The organism is Bradyrhizobium sp. McL0616 (assembly GCF_049993385.1).
Lineage (GTDB): Bacteria > Pseudomonadota > Alphaproteobacteria > Rhizobiales > Xanthobacteraceae > Bradyrhizobium.
In genome coordinates, this window is the sequence record NZ_CP188255.1 from 1,561,037 (window position 1) to 1,585,051 (window position 24,015).

24 protein-coding genes and 1 pseudogene are annotated in these 24,015 nt (G+C 64.1%); 13 read left to right on the forward strand and 12 right to left on the reverse strand.

Annotation, left to right across the window (positions count from 1 at the left end):
* The first annotated feature begins 90 nt into the window (after positions 1-90).
* The gene (locus ACPPVR_RS07515; protein ID WP_426613599.1) at positions 91-375 is read left to right on the forward strand and encodes a cupin domain-containing protein; all 285 of its coding nucleotides are present in this window, start codon (positions 91-93) and stop codon (positions 373-375) included.
* A gap of 90 nt (positions 376-465) precedes the next feature.
* Positions 466-1,395 (forward strand): hypothetical protein, encoded by a 930-nt coding sequence (locus ACPPVR_RS07520; RefSeq protein ID WP_426613600.1) that lies wholly within the window; start codon positions 466-468, stop codon positions 1,393-1,395.
* A 27-nt stretch (positions 1,396-1,422) separates the two neighbouring features.
* Here the strand turns inward: ACPPVR_RS07520 and ACPPVR_RS07525 are convergent, their stop codons facing one another.
* Both ACPPVR_RS07525 and rpsU read right to left on the reverse strand, forming a co-directional pair.
* On the reverse strand, positions 1,423-2,073 hold the full coding sequence (locus tag ACPPVR_RS07525; RefSeq protein ID WP_426613601.1) for a tetratricopeptide repeat protein: 651 nt from the start codon (positions 2,071-2,073) through the stop codon (positions 1,423-1,425).
* 143 nt (positions 2,074-2,216) lie between these two features.
* Positions 2,217-2,537: a 30S ribosomal protein S21 gene (gene rpsU / locus ACPPVR_RS07530; RefSeq protein WP_426613602.1), complete on the reverse strand. Its 321-nt coding sequence runs from the start codon at positions 2,535-2,537 to the stop codon at positions 2,217-2,219.
* Between the two features lie 260 nt (positions 2,538-2,797).
* Between rpsU and aqpZ the strand changes: the two genes are divergently transcribed.
* Positions 2,798-3,520, forward strand: a complete 723-nt coding sequence (aqpZ, locus tag ACPPVR_RS07535; RefSeq protein WP_426613603.1) for an aquaporin Z — start codon at positions 2,798-2,800, stop codon at positions 3,518-3,520.
* A gap of 60 nt (positions 3,521-3,580) precedes the next feature.
* Here the strand turns inward: aqpZ and ACPPVR_RS07540 are convergent, their stop codons facing one another.
* Both ACPPVR_RS07540 and purE read right to left on the reverse strand, forming a co-directional pair.
* Positions 3,581-4,687, reverse strand: a complete 1,107-nt coding sequence (locus ACPPVR_RS07540) for a 5-(carboxyamino)imidazole ribonucleotide synthase (protein WP_426613604.1) — start codon at positions 4,685-4,687, stop codon at positions 3,581-3,583.
* Positions 4,684-5,172 (reverse strand): 5-(carboxyamino)imidazole ribonucleotide mutase, encoded by a 489-nt coding sequence (purE, locus tag ACPPVR_RS07545; RefSeq protein ID WP_426613605.1) that lies wholly within the window; start codon positions 5,170-5,172, stop codon positions 4,684-4,686. The genes ACPPVR_RS07540 and purE overlap by 4 nt, the downstream gene beginning before the upstream one ends.
* Before the next feature lie 141 nt (positions 5,173-5,313).
* On the opposite strand from purE, the gene ACPPVR_RS07550 reads away from it, so the two are divergent.
* A complete protein-coding gene (locus tag ACPPVR_RS07550; protein WP_426613606.1) occupies positions 5,314-6,042 on the forward strand; it encodes a GGDEF domain-containing protein in 729 nt (242 codons plus the stop codon).
* A gap of 2 nt (positions 6,043-6,044) precedes the next feature.
* Here the strand turns inward: ACPPVR_RS07550 and ACPPVR_RS07555 are convergent, their stop codons facing one another.
* The 3 genes from ACPPVR_RS07555 to ACPPVR_RS07565 form a co-directional block, all read right to left on the reverse strand.
* A complete protein-coding gene (locus ACPPVR_RS07555) occupies positions 6,045-6,296 on the reverse strand; it encodes a hypothetical protein (protein WP_426613607.1) in 252 nt (83 codons plus the stop codon).
* Positions 6,297-6,317: 21 nt separating this feature from the next.
* Positions 6,318-6,530, reverse strand: a complete 213-nt coding sequence (locus ACPPVR_RS07560; protein WP_426613608.1) for a hypothetical protein — start codon at positions 6,528-6,530, stop codon at positions 6,318-6,320.
* A gap of 103 nt (positions 6,531-6,633) precedes the next feature.
* On the reverse strand, positions 6,634-6,840 hold the full coding sequence (locus ACPPVR_RS07565; protein ID WP_045013818.1) for a YdcH family protein: 207 nt from the start codon (positions 6,838-6,840) through the stop codon (positions 6,634-6,636).
* A gap of 330 nt (positions 6,841-7,170) precedes the next feature.
* On the opposite strand from ACPPVR_RS07565, the gene ACPPVR_RS07570 reads away from it, so the two are divergent.
* Complete coding sequence (locus tag ACPPVR_RS07570; RefSeq protein ID WP_426613609.1) at positions 7,171-7,353, forward strand: YdcH family protein; 183 nt, start codon at positions 7,171-7,173, stop codon at positions 7,351-7,353.
* A 109-nt stretch (positions 7,354-7,462) separates the two neighbouring features.
* Here ACPPVR_RS07570 and ACPPVR_RS07575 read toward each other — a convergent pair whose 3' ends face one another.
* Complete coding sequence (locus tag ACPPVR_RS07575; RefSeq protein WP_426613610.1) at positions 7,463-8,566, reverse strand: NAD(P)/FAD-dependent oxidoreductase; 1,104 nt, start codon at positions 8,564-8,566, stop codon at positions 7,463-7,465.
* A 205-nt stretch (positions 8,567-8,771) separates the two neighbouring features.
* On the opposite strand from ACPPVR_RS07575, the gene ACPPVR_RS07580 reads away from it, so the two are divergent.
* The 8 genes and pseudogenes from ACPPVR_RS07580 to ACPPVR_RS07615 all read left to right on the forward strand — a co-directional run bounded on the left by ACPPVR_RS07580 (position 8,772) and on the right by ACPPVR_RS07615 (position 19,665).
* The gene (locus ACPPVR_RS07580) at positions 8,772-11,459 is read left to right on the forward strand and encodes an EAL domain-containing protein (RefSeq protein WP_426613611.1); all 2,688 of its coding nucleotides are present in this window, start codon (positions 8,772-8,774) and stop codon (positions 11,457-11,459) included.
* A 141-nt stretch (positions 11,460-11,600) separates the two neighbouring features.
* A pseudogene (locus ACPPVR_RS07585) lies at positions 11,601-13,078 on the forward strand (glycerol-3-phosphate dehydrogenase).
* Positions 13,079-13,130: 52 nt separating this feature from the next.
* Positions 13,131-14,303, forward strand: coding sequence for an ABC transporter ATP-binding protein (locus ACPPVR_RS07590; protein ID WP_426613612.1), 1,173 nt, complete (start codon positions 13,131-13,133; stop codon positions 14,301-14,303).
* Positions 14,300-15,211: an ABC transporter permease gene (locus tag ACPPVR_RS07595; RefSeq protein ID WP_426613613.1), complete on the forward strand. Its 912-nt coding sequence runs from the start codon at positions 14,300-14,302 to the stop codon at positions 15,209-15,211. The genes ACPPVR_RS07590 and ACPPVR_RS07595 overlap by 4 nt, the downstream gene beginning before the upstream one ends.
* Before the next feature lies 1 nt (position 15,212).
* Entirely contained in the window at positions 15,213-16,025 is an 813-nt protein-coding gene (locus tag ACPPVR_RS07600; RefSeq protein ID WP_426613614.1) for an ABC transporter permease, read from the forward strand.
* Between the two features lie 13 nt (positions 16,026-16,038).
* A complete protein-coding gene (locus ACPPVR_RS07605; protein ID WP_426613615.1) occupies positions 16,039-16,536 on the forward strand; it encodes a DUF6622 family protein in 498 nt (165 codons plus the stop codon).
* Between the two features lie 101 nt (positions 16,537-16,637).
* A complete protein-coding gene (locus tag ACPPVR_RS07610; protein WP_426613616.1) occupies positions 16,638-17,621 on the forward strand; it encodes a TRAP transporter substrate-binding protein in 984 nt (327 codons plus the stop codon).
* A 16-nt stretch (positions 17,622-17,637) separates the two neighbouring features.
* Positions 17,638-19,665: a methyl-accepting chemotaxis protein gene (locus tag ACPPVR_RS07615; protein ID WP_426613617.1), complete on the forward strand. Its 2,028-nt coding sequence runs from the start codon at positions 17,638-17,640 to the stop codon at positions 19,663-19,665.
* Here the strand turns inward: ACPPVR_RS07615 and ACPPVR_RS07620 are convergent, their stop codons facing one another.
* From ACPPVR_RS07620 to ACPPVR_RS07635, 4 genes are all read right to left on the reverse strand, one after another.
* Positions 19,666-20,658 (reverse strand): hypothetical protein, encoded by a 993-nt coding sequence (locus ACPPVR_RS07620; RefSeq protein ID WP_426613618.1) that lies wholly within the window; start codon positions 20,656-20,658, stop codon positions 19,666-19,668.
* 113 nt (positions 20,659-20,771) lie between these two features.
* The gene (locus ACPPVR_RS07625) at positions 20,772-21,623 is read right to left on the reverse strand and encodes a carbohydrate ABC transporter permease (protein WP_426613619.1); all 852 of its coding nucleotides are present in this window, start codon (positions 21,621-21,623) and stop codon (positions 20,772-20,774) included.
* Complete coding sequence (locus ACPPVR_RS07630) at positions 21,620-22,492, reverse strand: carbohydrate ABC transporter permease (protein WP_426613620.1); 873 nt, start codon at positions 22,490-22,492, stop codon at positions 21,620-21,622. Before ACPPVR_RS07630 ends, ACPPVR_RS07625 begins: the two co-directional genes overlap by 4 nt.
* A gap of 97 nt (positions 22,493-22,589) precedes the next feature.
* Complete coding sequence (locus ACPPVR_RS07635) at positions 22,590-23,975, reverse strand: ABC transporter substrate-binding protein (RefSeq protein WP_426613621.1); 1,386 nt, start codon at positions 23,973-23,975, stop codon at positions 22,590-22,592.
* Between the last annotated feature and the right edge of the window lie 40 nt (positions 23,976-24,015).

Below are 24,015 nucleotides of genomic sequence, written 5' to 3' on the forward strand. Positions count from 1 at the left end.
CGCGATCGCGCTTTAGGTTATTGTTTGGGCATGATCTTTCCGGAAAACCGCTGCACACTTTTCTGGATCATGCCGTAGAAGGAAATGCCAATGCTTGCCGCCCAATCCGAGGTTCAGGTCGACAACGAAGAGGTCCGGGTGACTGAATGGCGGCTGGCGCCGGGCAGTGCGACCGGGCATCACACCCACGGGATGGACTATGTGATTGTTCCCGTGGTCGCCGGCGAAATGACCATCGTGGCGCCTGGCGGCGAGCGCTCCAAGGCGAAGCTTGCGGCCGGAAAGTCCTACTTTCGCAAGGCCGGCGTCCAACATGACGTACTTAACGAAACCTCAACCGACATCGTGTTTCTTGAGATCGAGCTGAAGCGGTAGCTGACGTTACCGATTGCCATCGATCCGTCGCACTTGATCCCTTACTATGCCTCAAAGTTCCCGCATCAGATCACGCGGGGAGTGGCCGGAATGCTGAAATACATCGCTAAAATCTCGATGGATATCTTCCCCTCGGTGCTCGCCACGATCATCGGGGCCTACATCGTCAATCATTACATCAACGCCAGGCCGGCGGCGGATGCGCCGTCTGCCGTGGTGGCGCCTGCCCAGACCGGCAAGAACGGCAAGCCAGCCGATGTGGCCAACCTGCCGGCGCCCGGCGTCAAGGCCAAGGGCATTTCCGAGAAGAACGTGACGGAGAAGGCGGTTGTCGAGAAGTCGGCCGACAAGCTGGTCGACCAGCCCGCCGCTGAGACCAAGGCTGCGGACGTCAAGGCTGCGGACGCGGCACCCGCCGAAACCGCGCCCCATGGTCGCGCCCCGGCGCGTGAGAAGCCCGCCGCCAAGTCAACTCCAGCGTCCACCCCGGCCGTCGCCGCTCCCGCCACCGTTCCCGTGGTGGAGGCCAATTCGGCTCCCTCGACCTCGCCTGCGGCCGCGACCCCCGACGCCAACGATCTCGCGCGCGCTGCGATCGAGCGCCTGCGCAAATTCCCCGAAGCCAAGTCTCTCGAGGCCAAGTCCGCTGAGAAGCCGGCTGAAGCTGCGCCGCAGGAGGCCGCTCGCACGCCCGAAGCGCCGCGCGCTCAGGAGGCTCCGCGGTTCGTGACTGCGGCTCCCTTGGCCGTGCGGCCGCTGCCGCCGCCGATCACGGTGTCGACGCCGTCAGTCGAGACGCCTGCCAGCCCGCCTTACACGGCCTCGGTCGGCAATGACGACCCGAACCGGCTGACGCCGCCGGCTGATATTCCTGTCCCGGTGATTGCGCCGCCGCTCGACCTGCGCGCCGACGCAGGCGGATCCATGCCGCGGCCAAAGACCAATGTCGCCGACGAGATGTTGTCCGGCGTCAAGTCGATGTTCCACGCCGTTCTGCCCAAGAGCGCCACCCCCGACTGAGCGAGCGCTTGCGCCGCGCCAGATCTTTCAGCCGCCGACGCGGGCAAGACCGCTACGGGCGGCATCGTCGCGTGGACGAAGTGAGACTGCCTTGGTGTAGGACGCCGCCGCCTTGGTCTTGTCGCCCAGCCGCTCATAGGCTTGCCCCCGAATCGTCCAGACCTGGGCGTTGTGCGGGTCCGCGTCCGAGGCCTCATCGAGATCGGCCGCGGCTTCCTTGACCTTGCCGATGGCGAGATAGCTGATGGCGCGGCCGAGCAGCGGCTCGACCTTCTGCGGATTGAGCCCGCTCGCGGCACCGAAATCGGCGATCGCGGAGTCGTGCTCGTTATTGGCTTGGTAGACCAAAGCACGGCCATAGAGGGCCTGTGCATTGTAGGGATCGAGCGCAACGGCGCGATTGAACTCGTCGAGCGCTGCGGCCGTGTCCCCCGACTTTGCAAGGGCCTGGGCCTTTGCGGCGTGGTTCTGGGCTTCGCTGACGTTCCCTGCGCTGACGGCGCTCTCGGCGGCTGCGACCGGCTTGGCCTCTTCCCGCGGCTTCTCCTTCTCGGGCATCAGCGAGCCCATGTCGAAGGAGCAGCCGGACAGTGCGATCGCTATCAACGCCAAAGCGAGCGGGCGTTGGCAGGGTCGAAGTGACCATGCAAAGCCGGGCTCGGGGGAAGGGTCGGCCATCTACGGTTCGCTCGCGCGCTGGTGCCGCATCTGTGGCGCCCCGTCCCGGAAAAGGCACCGCTATAAAATAATAACGCGGGCCCGGGGCCCGCGTCATTGAAAACTAAAGTCTTGGAAAACCCAGTCTTGCCACTTCGGCAAAATCAGCGGGGTCCGCGCGGACCTGCACCTGCACCGGCACCTGCGCCCGCACCCGGGCCACCGCGACCGCCACGATCACCGCCGGGGCCGGCGCCGAACACCGGCTTCGGCTTCATCGGCAGCAGGCCTTCACGCTGCAGCTTCTTGCGGGCCAGCTTGCGCGCGCGGCGCACGGCTTCGGCCTTTTCGCGGGCCTTCTTCTCAGAGGGCTTTTCGTAATGGCCGCGGAGCTTCATCTCGCGGAAAATACCCTCGCGCTGCATCTTCTTCTTCAGCGCCTTGAGAGCTTGGTCGACATTGTTATCGCGAACGAGAACCTGCACGCGGCATCCTCTTCAGTGGATCGGATTTGAATTCTTGTAAGTCTAAGGGGATGGCAAACGCCCGGCCCTTAACCTTGAGGGCGCGGATGTATCAGACAAAACCCGGCATGTCCACCTGCGAGGCGGCTTTTCGGGCCAAGTTCAGCCACTAAATGGGGCGAAAATACTCCTGTGCGGCCTGATTTGGGTGGTTTGGCGCCAAGGACGGGCCGTTCCCGGACGCTTTGCGCCGGAAATCAGAAAATCAGGGGAGACGCCACATGGACATGAAGAAATACGCTGCCGAGGCCATAGGCACGTTCTGGCTCACATTCGCAGGCTGCGGCAGCGCGGTGATCGCGGCCGGCTTTCCGCACGTCGGCATCGGCCTGGTCGGCGTGTCCCTCGCCTTCGGCTTGAGCGTCATCACCATGGCCTATGCGATCGGACATATCTCGGGCTGCCATCTCAACCCGGCCGTCACGGTCGGCCTTGCCGCCGGTGGGCGCTTCCCGGTGGGCCAGATTCTGCCTTACGTGATTGCGCAGGTCTGTGGCGCGATCGTCGCCGCCGAGCTGCTCTATATGATCGCCAGCGGCGCTCCCGGATTCGACGTCACCAAGGGCTTTGCCGCCAACGGCTATGGCGCGCATTCGCCCGGCCAGTACAGCCTGGTCGCCTGCTTCGTCACCGAGGTGGTGATGACCATGATGTTCCTGTTCGTCATCATGGGCTCCACTCACGGACGCGCGCCCGCGGGCTTTGCACCGCTCGCGATCGGGCTCGCGCTGGTGATGATCCATCTCGTCAGCATCCCCGTCACCAACACGTCGGTGAATCCGGCGCGGAGCACAGGCCCCGCGCTGTTCGTCGGCGGCTGGGCGCTGGCGCAGCTCTGGCTGTTTTGGGTCGCCGCCTTGATCGGCGGCGCGCTCGGCGGAGTGATCTATCGCTGGCTCAGCGAGGAGCCGGGCGGCATCGTCGCGGGCGTGAAGACGGCTTGAGTGTAAAGCGGGATCGCCGGCGTCGCCGCGGTCCCGTCACTTGAACTTTACTTGTGAGCTTTACTTGGCTTTCGAAGGCCGGACTTCGGTGACATGGCCCATCTTGCGGCCGGGGCGCGGTGCGCCCTTGCCGTAGATGTGCACGGTGGCGCCGGGAACGTTCAGCCATGTCTCGTAATCGTTGATCTCGTCGCCGATCAGATTGGTCATGGTGACGATTTCGCCGTGGCGCACGGGCTTGCCGAGCGGCCAGCCGGCGATGGCGCGAATATGCTGCTCGAACTGCGAGACGGACGCACCGTCGAGCGTCCAGTGCCCGGAATTGTGCACGCGCGGGGCGATCTCGTTGACCAGCACCTTCGGTCCGGTGCCGTTGGTGAGCACGAACATCTCGACCGCCAGCACGCCGACATAGTCGAGCGCGGTTGCGATCTTGCCGGCGATACCGCGCGCTTCCTCGGCCAGTGCGCCGGGAATCGCTGCGGGGGCGCGCGAAATCTTCAGAATGTGATCGCGGTGCTCGTTCTCGGTGACGTCGAAACACTCGACCTGGCCTGAGGCCGAGCGGGCGGCAATCACGGAGATCTCACGCTCGAACGGCACGAAGGCTTCCAGGATCGCCGATTTGGTGGCGAGGCTGGTCCACACCTTCGCGATGTCGTCGCCCTCGCGGACGATGGCCTGGCCCTTGCCGTCATAGCCAAAGCGGCGGGTTTTCAGCACGGCCGGGAGGCCAATCTTTGCGATTGCCTCGCGTAACGATGCGACCGATGTGACATCGGCGTAAGCGGCGGTGCCGATGCCGAGCCGCGTGACAAAATCCTTCTCGGCAAGACGGTCCTGGGTGGTCTCCAGGATCTTGCGGTTGGGCAGCACCGGGCGGCGCGCGTCCAGTATCATCGCGGCCGCGGACGGCACGTTCTCGAACTCGTAGGTGATGAGGTCGACGTCGTTGGCGAACAGCTCCAGCGCCTCGACATCGGCGTATTCGGCGCAGGTCGCGTTCAGCACGACGTCGAAGGCCGGTGAATCCGGATCGGGCGAGAACACCTGGCAGCGCAGGCCGAGCCGCGCCGCGGCCATTGCCAGCATCCGGCCGAGTTGTCCGCCGCCGAGGATTCCGATGGTGTCGCCGGGCTTCAGCTTCACCTGCCTTGAGTCAGTCACGCCTTGTCCTCCGGGCGCTCGGCGACCGCCTCGGTCTGCGCCTTGCGCCAGGCGGCGAGGCGATCGGACAGGGCCGGGTCGGACAGCGCCAGCACGGCTGCCGCCAGCAGCGCTGCGTTGATCGCGCCGGCCTTGCCGATGGCCAGAGTGCCGACCGGGATGCCGGCCGGCATCTGGACGATCGAATAGAGCGAATCGATGCCCTTGAGCGTCCTGGATTCGACGGGCACACCGAAGACCGGCAGTTCCGTCAGCGCCGCCGCCATGCCGGGCAGATGCGCAGCACCGCCGGCGCCGGCGATGATGACCTTGAAACCTTGAGCCTTGGCCCCTCTGGCGAAAGCAAACAGCCGATCCGGGGTCCGGTGGGCCGAAACGATGCGGGTTTCACAGCCGACGCCGAGCGCTGCAAGCGTGTCGGCGGCATGCCGCATGGTGTCCCAGTCCGACTGGCTTCCCATAATGATGGCGATCGGCGCGGTCATGTCGTCAATTGTGCTCGGGAAACAGAAACATAGGCCAGATTAACGGTTCCGGCCGGCGGCTCGCAAGGCGGTGGCAAGGAGAAGGGAATGCACTATCCTGTCTTGGTGAATCCCCGCAAGCCTTCATTGAGCAAGATGCCCATGAAGAAACCAAAAAGGGCGACCGCTGCGAAGGCCAAAAAGGGCCGAAAAACCAGCGGAAGCCGAGCCAAAGCCGCTCCCAAGCGTTCAGCCGCGCCGGCGCGTCGCCGCGCGTCTGCCGTTGATGACGGCGCCAAAGAAACCGTCAAGAAAACCGACAAGGCAACCATCCGCGGCCTGCGGACCAGGCTCAAAGGGGCCCTGCGGCGGGTCGCGGAACTCGAGGCGGCCGCCGACACAGATTTCCTGCTCGACATTCCGAACCGGCGCGGTTTCGAGCGCGAGCTCAATCGGGCCATCGCCTATATGAAACGCTACCGCGCCAGCGGCGCGCTGATCGTGCTCGACGTCGACCGGCTGAAGCCGATCAACGATTCCTTCGGCCATGCCGCCGGCGACGAAGTGCTCAAGGCGATAGCCAGCACGCTGACGCGGCAGATCCGCGCGTCCGACGTGGTCGGCCGGCTCGGCGGCGACGAGTTCGCGCTGCTGTTGTGGAATCTCAGCGAGACCGATGCCAAGGCGAAGGCCGTGATCTTCGAGCAGGCGGTCGACGAATTGTCGTTCGTCTTTCGCGGCCAGCATGTGACGGCGGGCGCCTCCGCCGGTGTCGCGCTGCTTGGGTCGCAGTCCGATGCAGTTCGCGCGCTGGAACAGGCCGATGCTGCCATGTATGTGCGCAAGGCGCACCGCCGGCACGAGCCGCGGATCAGGCTCGTTGGCAGTTGAATTCAGAGTGTGGCGAGATCTTCCGGCACGTTGCCGAATTTGCGCAGTAACGTTGCGTCGCCGAATTCGCCGGTCATGGGATCACCGCTGCGGCTGAATGCGACCGCGCCGATGTGGCCGGCACCGTGCGACAGAATCTCGGCGCGCCGCAGCGCGGCCGTTGAGGACTGACATTCCTCGGCCGCGCCCGCGACTGGTGATCCGTCAGCATCGATCAGAAAGGGCATTGCAACGTAATAGGTCACATCCGACATGGCGTTGCTCCAATACTGAAATCAGGCGGCGCTGCTCCGCGCCTTGCTGCGTGAGGTTTCCGGAATGCAGCCGGCCGAGATCGCCGCCTGCAATTCCTCGAGTTCGGTTTCCAGATATTCGTTGGCCATGATCAGCGCCTTGATGGTGCTGCGCAGATTGCCGTCGCACATCGCGATGGCCTGGTCGCAGGCTTGTTCATAATGGCTGTTGTCGAAGAGGGCGGTTGCTGACATCTGCGTTTTCCTGAGCCGGTTGGGTACAAATGTTCCCTCTTTGTTCTTTTTGAGTCAAGCGGAATCAGGGGACGCAGCTTCGCTGCGAAACGATGCCTGTGGATCAGGCGATGATGTCGGGCGTGATCTGGTCTTCGATGAAGGCGATACGGTCGCGCAACAACAGCTTGCGTTTCTTCAACCGCTGCAACCGCAATAGGTCGGGGGCGGGCGATTGATGCAGTGCATCGATCGCCGCATCAAGATCTCGGTGTTCCTGGTGCAACCGGGCGAGTTCGGCTTCGAGCTCGCGCTCGTCTTCATTGGTCATGTCTGCGGTGGCCGAAAACCGATAGGCTTGAGATTAAAGGCTGTGGATGCCCTGTGGAAATTATCGTCCTTGCGCGTCGTGATCGCAAGCGATCTGGGTCGTCGGTTACCGTTCTCTCGAAAGATATTTCGGTGGATCGCTCAACGCGGCTTGCGCAAGCGTATTGATATCATGGATTTTTCGCCGCGTGGTTCCTTACTCACGTTTCGTTACATATGAATTTTCAAAAATGACACTGCGACGACGGATATCGATCGACAGAACGAATCGGTGATGTAGACTTGCTCGTCCGGATCGAATCCAAGGTCACCCCTACCGAGGAGGTTTCGAATGACAATTCAGGCACATCTGGTTGAATTGGAACGGAAGCACAAAACTCTCGAAAACGAATTGCACGAAGCTCTCGTGCACCTTTCAACAGACGACCTGCAAATTGTTGAGTTGAAGCGCCGGAAATTGCTGGTCAAGGACCAGATCGAGCGATTGAAGCACACCGGTGCCACGCTCCACTAGTAACCCCCATACAGCGTAGAGTTTGATCGTACCCTTTCCGCAGGGATGGGAGCTTTTGCGCTCATCCCTGCCTAAAGGTGTGCACTGCGTAACCATCGTCGTGTGGCGCTTAGAGTCCCGCGAGCTCGGCGACGTGATCGGCGATCGCGAGCGACGACGTTAGTCCCGGCGATTCGATGCCGAATAGATTGACCAGGCCCTCGACGCCGTGGTCGCGCGGACCCTGCATCAAAAAATCCTGCGTGGCGACCGCCGGGGGGACGATCTTCGGGCGAATGCCCGAATAGCTTGGCATCAGCGCGCCATCGGGCAGCGTCGGCCAGTATTTGCGGATCGCCGGATAGAAGCGTTCGGCGCGCGACGGATCGACCTCATAGTCGATCGTTTCGATCCACTCGACGTCGGGGCCGAAACGCGCCTGACCCGCCATGTCCAGCGTCAGATGCACGCCGAGCCCGCCGGGCTCGGGCACCGGATAGATCAGGCGCGAGAACGGCGCCTTCGCGTTGCAGCTGAAATAGTTTCCCTTGGCGAGATAGGCCGGCGGGATCCGATCCAGCGGCATGCCGTCGATGTGGCGCGCCACGTTCGTCGCCGAAAGCCCGGCGGCGTTGACGAGAAGGCTGCATTGCAGCGTCATCGGCGCCTCGCCGCCGGCCTCGACCTCGATGGCGCCGCTGGTCGCCTTGGCGCGAATGAGTGGTGTGTGAAACGCAAAGGCCGCGCCGGCCGCCTCGGCCTCGCCGCGCAGCGAGAGCATATAGGCATGGCTGTCGATGATGCCCGTCGATGGCGACAGCAGCGCAGCGTCGCAGGCCAGTGACGGCTCCAGCGCGCGCGCGGCTTCGCCCGGGAGCAACTGCATGTCGAGCACCCCATTGGCCTCGGCATGCGCCTTGATCGATTGCAGCTTCTCGCTTTCCTGGGCATTGGTCGCGACGATCAGCTTGCCGCAGTTCTTGTGCGGGATATTGCGCTCGCCGCAATAGCGGTAGAGCGCGTGCTTGCCGCTGACGCACATGCGCGCCATCCAGCTTCCGGCGCGATAGTAGATCCCGGCATGGATCACCTCGCTGTTGCGCGAGGAGGTCACGGTGCCGATGGCCTCGGCTTCCTCGAGCACGATCACCTCGCGCCCGGCCTGGGCCAGCTTCCGGGCCACCGCGAGCCCGACCACGCCGGCTCCGATGACGACGCAGTCGACCCTATCCATGGTTGTGCAGGATTCTCGCTGAAGGTGCCGATGGAGCCGGTTTGCCTGTGAAACGTGCCGTGCGGCCGTTTTCCGTTAAGGAAGCATTTATCATGTCAGGGCAATTGCCGTATTTCGCGTCACATTTTTCTGCTGGGCGTACAGGCGTTTACCCGATCCAAACGCGTGAAGCCAGACAATCCGCAGTTGAAATCGCGGGTGGCTGATGGCTGAGAAGAACTGGCACGCTGGCAGCACTATTCTGATTGCTGTGCAGGCCGTCGCGTGCCTAGGCGCGGCGATCGTGCCTGCGCGTGCTTTTGCGCTGTCCGAACCATTCGCTCCGGGGGCCTATCTTGCCGAGCTCGATCCCAGCTTGATCTGGGAAGGCCTGATCGGCGGTATTGCGGTTTGCTCGCTGCTGACGGCCATCGCTCTGTGGATCAATTCCGCATTGCGTCGTGCCAGGCGTTCGCAGTTGCGGCGCAACGCCTTCGTCTCCTCTGCCATGAACAATCTCAACCAGGGCGTGGTGATGACGGATGCGCAGCGCCGCATCATCTTCTGCAACGACCGCTATCTCGAGATCTACAGCCTGTCACGCTCGGACCTCTGGGCCGACATGAGCGGCTACGACATCCTCGAGCTGCGACGCCAGCGCGGGGTTCTGGGCGGCGTCTCCGACGACGAGTTTTACGAGAAGGCGGCCAGCCCCAACGGCTTGATCACCGAACTGCCGGACGGGCGGGCCATCTTGGTGAAATATTTCGTGCTGCCCAACGGCGGCTCGGTGGCGACCCATCTCGACGTCAGCGAGCAGCGCACGCTGTCGCGTCAGCTTGCCTCCACCAAGAAATTCCTGGAATCGGTGCTGGACAACGTGCCGGGCTGCGTCGCCGCCAAGACGATCGAGGATGGCCGCTACATTTTCGCCAATAGCGCCTATGAGCGCTTTTGGGGTTTCTCACGGGACCATGCCGTCGGCAAGAACGCGCGGGAGTTGTTTCCGATCGCCTCGGCGGCGAGCATCGAGGCTGCCGACCGGGCCGCGCTCGTGGCGCCCGCCGGCCAGTATCGCAATGAATTCGAGGTCGAACTCGGCGGAATGCGCCGCATGGTCGCCTCGATCCGGATCGTGGTTCGCAACGAAAGCAACCGGCCCGAATTCCTGCTGCTGCTGTTCGAGGACATCACCGACCGCCGCTCGCTCTCACAGGAGCTCGAGAGCACGAAAAAGTTCTTGGAGCTCGTGGTCGACAACATCCCGGTGGCGCTGATCGTGGAGCAGGTCAAGGATGGCCGCTATCTGCTCGCCAACCGCAGCGCCGAGACGATCCTGAACCGCAGGCGCGAGGAAGCCACCGGCCTGACCGCGTCCGACATCTTCAATCCCAAGGAAGCCAAGCTGATCATCGCGCGCGACGAGGCCGCGATCAAGAAGCGCGGGATGGTCACCGAGGAGCATCCGATCTCCACCAAGGATGGCCTGCGGTTGTTCCTCACCCGCCGCGCCACCGTGCTCAACGATGGTGGCGAGCCGCAATATCTGATCAAGACCCACGAGGACGTCACCGACCGGCGGCAGACCGAGTCGCGCATGGCGCATATGGCCTATCATGACGGCCTGACCGATCTGCCGAACCGGGCCGCTTTCCTTCAGGCGTTGACCCAGATGATCGAGGCCTGCGAAGGCACCGACGAGGAGTTCGCCGTTCTCTGCATCGATCTCGACGGGCTGAAGGAGGTCAATGACGTCTTCGGCCATGCGCTTGGCGACAAGCTGCTGGTCGAGGTGGCCCAGCGGCTCCAGGACGTCGCGCGTGGCGGCGTGGTGGCGCGCCTCTCCGGCGACGAGTTCGGGCTCATCATCGACGGCAAGCAGCCGGAGGCGGGCCTCGTGCTGGCGCAGCAGCTGGGCGACGCCATTGCCCAGGAATTCCACATCGACGGCCGCGCGGTCCGCGCCGGCGTCACCACTGGCATGTCGATCTTCCCGCATAATGGCGCCGACGGTGCCTCGCTGCTCGCGAACGCCGGTGCTGCGCTGTTCCGTGCCAAGCAGAAATCGCGCGGCACGATCAGCCTTTACCAGCCCGAGATGGACCAGCAGATCCGCGACCGCCGCGTGCTGCATCAGGATCTGTCGAAGGCGATCAAGAACGGCGAGCTGTCGCTCGCCTTCCAGCCGCAGGGTATCGCGCGTCACAGCGTGGCCGAGAGCGAGATCATCGGCTTCGAGGCGCTGGCGCGCTGGGCGCATCCGGTGCGTGGCCAGGTCTCACCGGCCGAATTCATCCCGATCGCGGAGGAGAGTGGCCTGATCGTCGAGATGGGCGAATGGATTTTGCGCCAAGTCTGCCGCGAGGCGGCGTCGTGGCCGAAGCCACTTCAGGTCGCAGTCAATCTGTCGCCGGCGCAATTCATGCACGGCGACGTGGTCGGCCTCGTCCATTCCATCCTGCTCGAGACCGGGCTCGCGCCCGGCCGGCTCGAGCTCGAAATTACCGAGGGCGTGCTGATCGAGGATTTCGATCGCGGCCTGGCGCTGCTGCGCCGGCTGAAGGCGCTCGGCGTGCGCATCTCCATGGACGATTTCGGCAGCGGCTATTCCTCGCTGAGCTATCTCCAGGCGTTCCCGTTCGACAAGATCAAGATCGACCGCGCCTTCATCATGAATCTCGGCCGCAACCCGCAATCGGCGGCGATCGTCCGCGCCGTGATCGATCTCGGCCACGGTCTCGAAATGTCGATCATCGCCGAGGGCGTCGAGACGGTGGACCAGCTCGCCTTCCTCGCCAAGGAGGGCTGCGACGGCGTGCAGGGCTATCTGCTCGGCAAGCCACTGCCGATCGGGCAATATGCCGGCCTCGTCGGTCGCGCCGAGGCCGTGGCGCTTGCGCTCAAGACCGGCTAGAGCGTTTTCCAGCGAAGTGGATACCGGTTTGCGCCAAGAAAACGCGTCAAAACAAGAATCTAGAGCCCCGTTCCGATTTCATCGGAATAGAAATGGCTCTAGTGATGAGGAGCGTCCTTTTCGCTCCCTCTCGACGGCTTCATGGCGGATTACGACCTTGCGATCATCGGCGGCGGCCTGAACGGTGTCAGCCTCGCGCGCGATGCGGCCGGCCGCGGCCTGCGCGTCATCCTGGTCGAGCAGGGTGATCTCGGCGGTGCCGCGTCGTCGGCGACGCCGCGGCTGATCCATGGCGATCTGTCGGTGCTGGAGCGCCGCGGATTCTGGCGGTGCGCCGGGCGCTGGCCGAGCGCCGGACCTGGCTCCGGATCGCACCGCATCTGGTGCGGCCGATGCGCTTCATCATCCCCGCCCATTCCGACGAGCGTCCGCCCTGGCTGCTGCGTGCCGGCCTGTATGTCTATGACAGCCTAGCGAGCCGGAGCGGCCTGCTGGGATCGACCACGCTCGACATCACCCATCATCCGGTCGGCAATGCGCTGAAGCGTCCGTTCGGCATCGCCTTCGCATATGCCGATTGCGTCGTCGACGATTCCCGCCTGGTGGTGCTCACGGCGCTGGACGCCACTGAGCGTGGCGCCGCGATCCACACCGGGGCGCGCTGCGTCCGCGCTGACAGGACCGATGTCTGGCGGCTCGCGGTGGTCGATCGCGGCCATCGCCGGGTGATTACTGCCCGCGCTCTGGCCAATGCCAGCGGCGGCTGGACCTCGATGGTTGCGGACACCGTGCTGCGGCAGCCGCAACCCGCCATGGCGGCGATGCAGATGAGCCAGATCGTCGTGCCGCGGCTGTTCGAATCCGACAACGTCTATGTCTTCCAGAACAATGATGGCCGGCTGATCTTTGCGAGCCCGTTTGAACGCGACTTTACCCTGATCGGCACGGTCACACACGACTTCACCGGCGATCCCGCGATCGTCGCGATGCCGGGTGCCGACGTGACCTATCTCTGTGAAGCCGCGAGCCGCTATTTTCGCGAGCGGGTCGCACCGACCGACGTGGTGCGGACGGTCTCCGGCGTCAACCTGACGCCGCCAGCAGCGCAGCGGCGCGACGGGACAACGCTGTTCCACGCGCGCCGGCGCAAGGCGCCGCTGCTCACGATGTTCGGCGGCGACGTCACCACCTCGCGCCTGCGCGCGGAGCGAGCGGTGACAAAACTGGCGCCGTTCTATCCGATGTCGCCGCGCTGGACCGCAGGCGCCGCGCTGCCTGGCGGAGATTTTGCCTGGGATCGTTTCGACACCGAGGTCGACCTCGCGCGCGACCGCTGGCGGTTTCTCGGGGAGCCGCAGGCCCAGCGGCTGGTCGCGGCTTATGGCTCGCGGCTGCCGGCCGTGCTAGGCGAGGCGAAGACACGCGACGACCTCGGCCCAGCCTTCGGCCCCGAGCTGACCGGCGCCGAGGTGCGCTATCTGATGAATCAAGAATGGGCGCGCTTCCCCGACGATATCCTCTGGCGCCGCTCCAAGCTGGGCCTGACCATGCCTCAGGTGGACCGCGACGCGCTGGCCGCGTTCATGGCTGGCGTGAACGATCCACCTCGAACCGGTTGAGCAAAGGCCGATCCGCCGCTAGCGTGCGGCGGCATTGGGGTTGGCAGGGAATATGGCTGAACAGTTGCCCAAGACGGACGTCGCGGTCGATGCGGTTGGCGGAAATGCGCATCCGGCGGCCGACCAGCCGTTGCTGCGCATCGAGGGTGTGGCGAAGACGTTCGGGACGTTCCGCGCGGTTGACGGCGTCTCGCTCGACATCAAGGCCGGCGAGTTCTTTGCGCTGCTTGGGCCGAGTGGCTGCGGCAAGACCACGCTGCTGCGCATGCTCGCCGGCTTCGAAGCGCCCGACGAGGGGCGCATCCTGCTCGGCGGCCAGGATATCGCGCAAGCGCTGCCGCATGAGCGCCCGATCAACATGATGTTCCAGAACTATGCGCTGTTTCCGCATCTGTCGGTGCGCGACAACATCGCTTTCGGCCTGAAGCGCGCCGGGATGGCACGCGCCGACATCGCCACCCGTGTTGCGGAGATGGTCGCGCTGGTGAAGCTCGAAGGACTGGAGAAGCGCAAGCCCGACCAGCTCTCCGGCGGCCAGCGCCAACGCGTCGCGCTGGCGCGTGCACTGGCGCGTCGGCCGCAACTGCTGCTGCTCGACGAGCCGCTCGCCGCGCTGGACAAGAAGCTGCGCGAGAGCACGCAAGGCGAGCTGATGGAGCTGCAACGCCGGCTCGGCATGACCTTCGTCATCGTCACCCACGACCAGGAGGAGGCGATGACAATGGCGAGCCGGATCGGCGTGATGAACGCCGGCAAGCTTGCCCAGGTCGCCGGCCCCCGCGAGCTTTACGAGGCGCCGCGCTCGCGCTGGATCGCGGAGTTCGTCGGGGACATCAATCTGTTCGACGGCGAGTCCAAATTGCGCGACGGTCATCGTCTGGTCATTGGCACGCGCGATGCGGGTGCGCTGGTGGTGGCCGAGCCGCGCGAACCGGTCGGCGCGGGTAAATTTTCGGTCGCGATCCGGCCCGAGAAGGTCAAGCTGTCGCGCCGCGGTCCGGTGAACGAGGCCGGTCATGAAACCGCGATCAACCGACTGGACGGCGTGATCGCAGACATCTGTTATCTCGGCGGCACCACCACCTACCAGGTGAAGCTCGATACGGGCGGGATGATACAGGCTTCGGTGGCCAACAGCGCGCGCATCGACGTCGATGCCTACAGCTTGAACCAGCACGTCGTCGCCTGGTTCACGCCTGACGATTGCGTGGTGCTGCCGTCATGAGCGCGCGCCGCATCTTTGCGCGACCGGCGCGCTTCGCTGCGATCGCGCCCTATGTCTGGATGGTGCTGTTCTTCCTGGTGCCGTTCGGCTTCGTTCTGAAGATCAGCCTGTCGCAGACGGCGATCGCGCAGCCGCCTTACGAGCCGGTGTTCGACCTGACGGCGGGCTGGACGGCGATCCAGGCGGCCTTCGCCGCACTGTCGGTCGACAATTTCAGGCTGCTCGCCTCCGACGACATTTATGTGTTCGCCTATGTGCGCAGCCTCACCGTCGCTCTCACGGCGACCGCGCTGTTACTGCTGATAGGCTACCCCATCGCCTACGGCATGGCGCGATTGCCGACGCGCTGGCAGGCGGTGGCGATGGTGCTGGTCATCGTCCCGTTCTGGACCTCGTTCCTGATCCGCATCTATGCCTGGATCAACATCCTCCAGCACGACGGCCTGCTCAACCAGATCCTGCTGGCGCTGCATCTGGTCAGCCAGCCGGTGGTGTGGCTGTCAACCGACAGTGCGATGTATCTTGGCATCGTCTATTCGTATTTGCCGTTCATGATTCTGCCGCTCTACGCCACGCTCGCCAAGATGGAGCCGGTGCTGGAGGAGGCGGCTTCCGATCTCGGTGCGCCGCCGTGGCAGGTGTTCTGGCTCGTGACCTTTCCGCTGTCGCTGCCCGGCGTTGGCGCCGGCGTGCTACTGTGCTTCATCCCGATCGTCGGCGAGTTCGTCATTCCCGACCTGCTTGCCGGCTCTAATTCGCTGATGATCGGCCAGACGCTGTGGCTCGAATTCTTCACCAACAAGGACTGGCCGGTCGCATCGAGTGCGGCGATCGTGCTGCTGGTTGTGCTGCTGTTGCCGCTCCTGCTCTATGAGCGGCTCCAGCGCCGGCAGCTGGAGGTGCGGTGAGATGCGCAAGCTCTCTCGCCTGTCCCGCTTCAACATCGCCTCGCTCGCGCTGGGGCTTGCGTTCCTCTACCTGCCGATCCTCATTCTCGTCATCTACTCCTTCAACGCTTCGCGGCTGGTGACGGTGTGGGGCGGCTGGTCGCTGCGCTGGTATCACGAGTTCTTCAATGACAGCGCCATGATCGAGGCGGCCTGGATGAGCCTCAAGGTCGCGGTCTCCTCCGCAACCATCGCCACACTGCTCGGCACGCTCGCCGCGGTGGCATTGTCGCGCGGCGAGCGCTTTCGCGGCCGCACGCTGTTCTCCGGCATGCTCTATGCGCCGCTGGTGATGCCGGAGGTGATCTCCGGCCTGTCGCTGCTGCTGCTGTTCGTGGCGCTGGACGCCGAGCGCGGCTTCTGGACCGTGACGATCGGGCATACCACGCTGACGATGTGCTTTGTTGCCGTGGTCGTGCAGTCCCGCCTCGGCTCGCTTGATCGTTCGCTGGAAGAGGCGGCGATGGACCTTGGTTGCGACCCGGTCCGTGCCTTCCTGTCGGTGACGCTGCCACTGATCGCGCCCGCCATCGTCGCCGGGTGGATGCTGGCCTTCACGCTGTCGCTCGACGATCTCGTGATCGCGAGTTTTACCACCGGTCCGGGCTCGGCGACCTTGCCGATCCGGATCTATTCGGAGGTACGGCTCGGCGTGAAGCCCGAGATCAACGCGATCTGCACCCTGGTGATCGGCCTGATCGCGGTCGTCATCGTCGTCGCTTCGCTCGCCGCTAAACTGTCGAGCTCACGAGGCGAGAGCGCGGCGCCGTTGTGATTCGAGGGGCATCATGACATTCGCCTACCAGGTCCTGACCCACACGCCGCTCTGGGTCTTCGCCCTGTTTGCCTATCTGGTGTGGCAGGGTATCCAGGCGATGCAGCCGCGCACGACGCCAATCTGGCGTGCGCTGATCGTGCCGGTCGTGTTCATCGTCTGGGGAGTTTCGCGGATCGGATTCAGGCATCAGGGCAGCGCATGGCCGCTGCTCGCCTGGATCGCGGCCGCGTTGGTGCTCTTGCCCCTTGGTGTGCTGACGCCGCGCCCATTTGAAGTCGATCACACCACCGGGCAGATCATCCGTCGGGGCAGCGCGTTTGCCCTGATCCGCAACCTGATCGTGTTTGTCCCGCAATATGCGGTCGGCGTGATCTCCGCGATCGACGCCAGCGACCGTGCGCTGGCGCTGATCGCCGGCCGCGCCGTTTCCGGCGCGACGGCCGGTTATTTCATCGGCTCGACGATCGCATTACTGATCGCATATCGACGCAAGCACCCAGTGGAGTGACCGGCGCGTCCGGGACGCCCGTGTCGAGACTTCGCGGCAGCTAGGTTAACAATTCATATAGCATATCTGGTTATCGTCGCGGCGCTTGGGGAAGAGGGGCGATGAGGCGACTTTATATTGGTGTGGCCAGCACGGTTCTGGCGTTGTTTTGTCTCGCCGTTCGGCCGTCGGATGCCGCGACCCAGATGGTGTCGCTGCTGTACAATGGATCGCCGCAGTCGCCACAGCAGATTGGCTCGGACGAATTTCGTCGCAAGCTCGTCGAGATCGCGCAGGGCCGCATCATCATCGATGAACGCGCCGGCAACGCGTTGGGCAGCGAGACGGCGCTCCTTGCGGCAATGCGCAGTGGCGTGGTCGACATGGCGACGCTGTCTGGCTCGGTCGTCAGCTCCGCCGTGCCGGAATTCGGTGTCTTCGACGTGCCGTTCCTGTTCCGCGATGCTGCGCAAGCCAAGGCCGTCGCTGACGGGCCGGTCGGCGCTCTGTTCGCCAAGCATTTCGCCGACAAGGGTTTGGTGCTGCTCGCCATCGGCAAGCAGGGCTTTCGCAACGTCACCAATTCGAAGCGGCCGATTCAGACACCCGCGGACCTCCGGGGGCTGAAGATCCGCGTCCTGCCGAACGAGGTCTATCAGATGACCTTCAAGGCGCTGGGCGCCGAGGTCGTGCCGATGGAGTTCACGCTGGTGTATTCCGCGCTGAAGGACGGCCGCATCGACGGGCAGGAGAACCCGGTCACGACGATTGCCGCCAGCCATCTTGAGGAAGTGCAGAAATATGCCAGCCTGACCGGTCATTTCTTCGCCCCCATTGCCTTCGTCGCCAATCGCGATGTGTTCCAGGCCCTCAAGCCCGCGGACCAGGCCGCTATCATCGCCGCAGCAAAGGCCGGCGCGGAGGCGACTTGGCAGAGCGGCGTCGCGGACGAGACGAAGAAAATCGAGGAGCTTCGCAAGGGCGGCATGGAGATCATCGAGAAGGTCGATCGCCAGCCCTTCATCGATGCCGTGAAGCCCCTGGAGCCCGAATTCGAGAAGCGCTTCGGCAAGGATCTGCTCGCCCGGATCCGGGCTACGCCGTAATTCTCCGGAAAACATCATGAACCTCTCTTTGCTTCTGTCGCGCATCGGCATCCGCCCGCGCATCTTCGGCGGCTTCGCGCTGGTCCTGGGTTTCCTCTGCGTGTTGGCGCTGCTCGCCGTCCTGCGGCTGTCCGAGATCGGGGGCACCGTCGGAGAGCTCGTCACCAGCGCAGACGGTGATGCCGGCATGGCGAGGGTGCATGCCGCGCTGCTCTCGGCGAACGTCACCGTCGAGAAATTCATCCGTACGCGCAATCTCGGCGACCGCGACAGCGCCATCAAGGCGATCGACGGCTTTGGCCAGACTTTTGACCAGGTCGACCAGCAATTCGGTCGCCTGCCGGCGATTGCAGCTGGCCGAGGCGCGCTGGTGGATGCGCTTGGGACCTATCGAAAATCCTTCACATCGGTCGCCGGCGCCGTCGATCGTCTCCGCAACGCAAGCACCAAGAGCGAATCGCTCGGCGCCTCGGCGGGCCTCGACGTCGGTGCGATCAATGTGACGCTCGCCAACCAGCCCGATCGTCTGCTCCAGCCGCTGCGTCTGGCCGGCACGGTGGATGCGATGCGCGTCGCGGCGCTGCGTTTCACAATTACCCAGGCCCAGGTCGACGCCGATGATGTTTCGCTGACGATCGGCTACGCGTTGGCCGCGGTTGCCGATAGCGAGGCAGAGATCGCCGATGTCGAGGCGCCGCGACTGAAGAGTCTGATCGCAGCCTTGAAGAAGGTGCTCGCCGATCAATCGGCGACGCTGACGGAGCTTTCCGCCGCGATGGGCGAGCTGCGCAAGGCTCAAGCCGATCTCGTCAAATCCAGCAGCGCGATCGACGCAAAGGCAGCCGAGATCAGCCGGGCCCTCGGCGCGATGCGCACCGAGCAGAGCCGGTTGACCGCTGAATCGGTTGATCATACGCGCAATCTCGTGTTCACGGTCTCCGCGTTTGCGCTCGTCCTTGGAGCATTGTTGGCGTGGCTGATCGGACGCAGCGTGTCACGGCCGATCGGCCAGATGACCTTGCGCATGCAGAGCCTTGCGAAGGGCGAGCTCGATGAGGCGATTCCGGGTGGCGAGCGCGGTGACGAAATTGGCCATATTGCCGGCGCGGTCGAAATATTCCGCCAGAATGCGCAGACCGTCCGGCGCATGGAGCAGGAGGCTGCCGCGCAGCGCGCCGCTGCCGAGACAGAACGCGCATCGATGATGGCCCAGCTTGCCGATCGCTTCGATAGCGGCATGGAGGGCGTCATCGGCGGCGTCTCAAGCCGTGCCGAGGAGATGGGACACAGCGCCCAGAGTCTCGCCCGCGTCGCCGAGCGTGGCCGCTCGCTCGCCGAGCAGGTCGCTGCGACATCGGCCCAGGCGTCCTCGAATGTGCAGACCGTCGCGGCCGCGACGCATCAACTCGCCGCATCGATCAAGGAGATTTCGAGCCAGGTGGCGCGCTCCGTATCGGTTTCGGACCAGGCCAAGGAAGAGGCGTCCCGTACCGAGGCGCTGATGCGCGCGCTATCGGATTCCGCCGAGCGGATTGGCACGGTGGTCCAACTGATCCAGGCGATCGCGAGCCAGACCAATCTCTTGGCTCTCAATGCTACGATCGAGTCGGCGCGGGCCGGCGATGCAGGCAAGGGCTTTGCCGTCGTCGCAAACGAAGTGAAGAGCCTTGCGACCCAGACCGCGCGCGCCACCGAGGAGATCGCAGGGCTCGTCGCCGAGATCCAGGGCTCGACCGGACAGTCCGTCGCCGCGATCGGCCAGATCGGCAAGACCATCGCCGAGATGACGGAGATCGCGACCACGATAGCCTCCGCCGTCGAGGAGCAGGGAGCGGCAACGAGCGAGATCGCCCGCAATGTCGAGCAGGCGGCGAACGGCACGGCGGCCGTGACTGACCAGGTCGGCTCCGTCCGCACCGTGGCCGGAGAGACCGATGCCGGCGCTGAAGCGACGCTCACGGCGGCTTCCGCGTTGCAGGATCAGGCACGCGCGCTCAAGAAAGGTGTCGCAGAGTTTCTGCAGACCGTGCGCAAGGCGGGGTGATCAACGCGACCGGGGTGCCCGTTTCGACGCTTTTGGGCCTGTCGCGCGCCGGCGCGATGCGGAGGCTGACACGGGCGCGGCATACCGCGTCCGCACTGCGCCCTGAACGGCGGCGACGAGCTGCCGCAGCGCGAGGCTGTCGAGCGGAAACTCCAGCAGGATGTGGATCAGGCTCAGCGCCAGCAGGAAGGTGAAGCCGAACGCATAGTCGTAGAAGTACAGCGCGGTGGAGGCGGCGCTGGCCGCAATCATCGCTGCCAGCCGCGCCTTCGGCACTTCCGCCCAACGGATCACGTCAGCTTTGATGAACCAGTTGAGGTAGTGATAGGTGTAGACGAAGGCGAGCAGGCTCGTCAGCCTGGTGTCGAGCACGAGGCCGGGCACGCCGAACAGCCGGCCCAGCGCCGGACCGACATTACCAAAATAGTCCTGCCCGACGCGGGCGAAGCTTGCGATGCGGATTTCGGCCGTCGGCGGCAGCAGCAGGATCGTCGCGATCGCGAGCAGGTAGACGGCCACCAACGCGGCCTGCAGGCGGCTGCCGGACCGGTTGGCGCCGAGCACCATGAAGATCAGCGTGAACAGGCAGACGTGGATCAAGGTCGGAATCAGGACGCCGATGACGGCGAGCGAAGATCCGCTTGAATACATGATCGCGGACAGCGCGAGCGCCACCATGAACAGCAGCATGCTTTCGATCGCCGAAGTGGTCGCCGCCAGCATGGCGCAGACAATCAGCGCGCCCCACATCGCGAAGCCGAACCAGGAGGCGTTGTCGATCAGCGCCGCGACCACGGCGACGATCACGAGCGCGGCCGCGATCCCGCGGTGAGGCAGATAGTAGCTGCGATCGTGCAGCCACGAGATCTCGGTGAAGTAATGCGCCGGGCCGAGCACGACATAGGCCAGCAACAGGAGCTCGAACGGGACCAGATAGGCCGCGGCGAGCGCCAGTAGCATCAGGCCGAGATGGAGTGCATCGTTGCTTCGCATGAGGAGCCCGCTGGCTTTGCGGACTGCAGGTTAGAGCAGGCGCGGACAACTGACAATTGTCCGCGGACCTGCTCGAACGCTGTGTTTGCTGCGCTCCGATCCGTCCTGACGCGTCAGGACTTCACCGCACCCGCCGTGAGCCCGCCCACCATGTAGCGGCGGAACGCGTAGTAGATCGCGGCCGGCGGCAGCGCGTAGATGAAGCCGGTCGTCATCAACAGCTCCCAGGGCGAGTCGTCGGCGGCGAGGAAGTTGCCGAGCGCGACGGGGAGGGTGATCTCGCGGTCGTTCGAGAGCAGCAGGAACGCGTAGAGATATTCGTTCCAGGCCAGCAGCACCGCATAGGTGCCGATCGCAACCAGCGAAGGCATCATCAGCGGCAAATAGACCAGGCGGAAGATCTGGAGCGTGGTGGCGCCATCCATGACGGCGGCCTCGTCGAGCTCGACCGGCAGCTTGTCGGAGGCCTGCTTCAGCACCCAGATCGCGTAAGGGCTGGCGATCGTCACCATCGCCAGGATCAGCGACCAGTGATTGTTGAGCAGGCCGTAATTGCCCATGGTGCGGTACATCGGCACGGCGAGGAACGCCGCGGGGATGAAATAGGTGAAGAGCGCGAGATTCATCACGATGCGCCCGCCCGGCACCCGCAGCCGCGAGATCGAGAACGCCGCCGCGGTCGCGATGAACAATGTCAACACGCCGACGGCTGCCGCAATCACCAGCGAATTCCAGAACTGGATGTAGAAGTCGCGCAGGAAGTAATGCTGCTGCTTGAACACGATCTCGAAGTTGTGGAGCGTCGGATGATCCGGCCACAGCTTGCCCGAGAACGCGTCCTCCTTCGGCGAGATAGCGAACAGGAACATGTGGTAGATCGGTATCATCGTCCACAGGAAGACGGGGATGCCGATCAGGAGCAGCCGCGTTTCGGTCGCGACTTCGCGTAAGGTAGGGATCTTCATCGCGACAGCCGTTTCATCATGAAGTACATCAGCGGGAGGACGAACGGTATCGCGCAGACGATGGAGGCCATCGCGAGCGAGAGCTGGTCGAGCCGGAGAAAGCGGATGCCGAGGGTCGACAGCACGTGAGTGAGGTCGGCCGGACCGCCGCCGGTGAGCAGATAGACGCTGTTGAAGTCCCCGAGCGTCCAGATCATCGAGAGCAGCGAGCAGGTGATGTAGAGCGTCTGCAGGGAGGGCCAGGTGATGTAGCGGAATTTCTGCCACCAGCTCGCGCCGTCGACCTCGGCGGCCTCGAACAAATCGTGCGCGATCGCGAGCCGGCCGGTCATCAGGATCAGCGTCCAGAACGGCAGCGATTTCCAGATGTGCACGCCGATCGCCATGGTCAGCGCGACCGTCGGGTCATTCAGCCAGTTCGGGCCGTCGTCGCCGGTCAAGTTGAAGATGAGGTGGTTGACCATGCCCCATTCGGGATTGAGCATGAAGCGCACCGACAGGATGGTCGGGATCGACGGCACCGCCCAGGGCAGGATGAAGATCACCGAGAGCCATTTGATCCAGGTGCGCTGCTGCGCGAAGAAGCCAGACAAAAACAGCGCGATCAGCATCTTGACGTTGATGCCGATGACCAGGAAGATCAGCGTGTTGAGCGCGGCGCGCGCGAAGATCGGGTCGTTGTAGAGCGCGACATAGTTCGCCGGAGCGCGCGCCAGCCAGAGCCCGTAGCAGACGGGATAGACGACGAAGGCCAGGAAGACGAGCAGATAGGGCGCGAGCAGCACGATGCCCCAGACCTGCGTCGGGGTCAGCCGCGACGACAAGGGCGGAGAGGGGATCGCATGATCGTCAGAGAGCGTGATCGCCATTCGTTAGGACTCTTCAAAAGGGCTGCCGGCCGCGCGAGGCGGCCGGTGTTAGCATTTCACCTCTCCCCGCGAGGGCGGGGAGAGGGAGGGATACAGTCTAACCCGCGACCTGCTTGATGCGGACGATCAGTTCGTCGACGGCCTTGTCGACCGGGACCTTCTCGCTGACAACCCGGTTCATCGCCTTGGCCCAGACGTTCTCGTTGTTGAGGATCGTGAACTTCCAGTTCTTGGTGAAGTCGAACGGCGCGGTACCGCCGGTGAACTGGGCGTAGACCGCCTTGCGATGCCTGTCGGCCTGCCAGAACGGGCTCTCCTGGCTCGCCTTGGTCACCGGGAACCAGCGGCCGAGCGCGCCCTCGATATAGGGACGGACGTTCTCTTCCTGGAGCAGGAAGCTGATGAACTGCTTGGCCTCGGCCTTGTTCTTGGCCGCGGTGAAGACCAGTCCGGTCTTGACGTCGGAGCGGTAGCGGATGGTCGAACCATCCGGTGCCTTCGGGAAGGACGCGGTGACGATGTCCTCTCCATAGGCCTTCTTGCCGGCCTCGCGCTGTTCGGGCGTCAGCGCCTGGTTCTGCGAATCCTCGAACCACTTCGCCGCGATCGAGATCGTGAAGTTGTGGGTCATCACGATCGTCTTGTTGTGGAAGGCGACGTTGTTGTCCGGATCCTTCCAGGTCGTCGAGGAGGGCGGGGTGCAACCCTTGATATAGGTGTCGGTGTAGTCCTTCAGCGCATGGATCAGGCCGTCGCGCACCTTGGGATCGTCGACCAGCAGCTTGCCGTCGTCGTCGACCAGCTTGACGTGATACGCGTCCATGAAGGTGTAGAACGACTGGAAGGCGTCGGTGGATTCCACGCCCATCGGCTGGCCGACGCCGTAGATGCGCTGGCCGGTGGCCTTACGGATGCCCGGCTGCACCTTGTCGCACCAGAACGACCAGTAGCCTTCCCAGTCGGTCGGAATATCGGCGATCTTGAAGCCGGCCTTCTCCAGCATGTCGCTCCAGATCTCGACATGCATGCTCTGCTGCTTCAGCGGGAAGCCGTAATAGGCTTTCTTCTTGGTGACGTCGTTATAGAGGACCGATGCGTCCAGCGTGTTCTGCACGAACCGATCCTTGATCGGCTCCATGACATCGGTCAGATCCTCGAGCTTGCCCTCGAAGGCCCACTTGCCCTGCGCCTGCACGTCATAGGAATCGGAATAGGCGACGTCGGGCACGGTGCCGGCATCGAGCGCGGCGACCGTCTTCGGAATCATGTCCTGGATCGCGTACTGCGACAATTCGACCTTGATGCCGGTCTTGGCTTCGAACTTCTTGATCGTATCGAGCAGTGCGTCGTCTTCGGAGCGATAGAAGCCCTTGCCCCACCAGACCGTAATCGTCTTTTGCTGCGCAAATGCGGGTGCAGCGGCTGCGAACAGCCCGGCCGCAGCGACCGCCAATGATAGTGCGCCAATAACCTTGGATTTCACGTTTTTCTCCCTGAAGCCGCCGGTGTTTTAACCGGTCGGA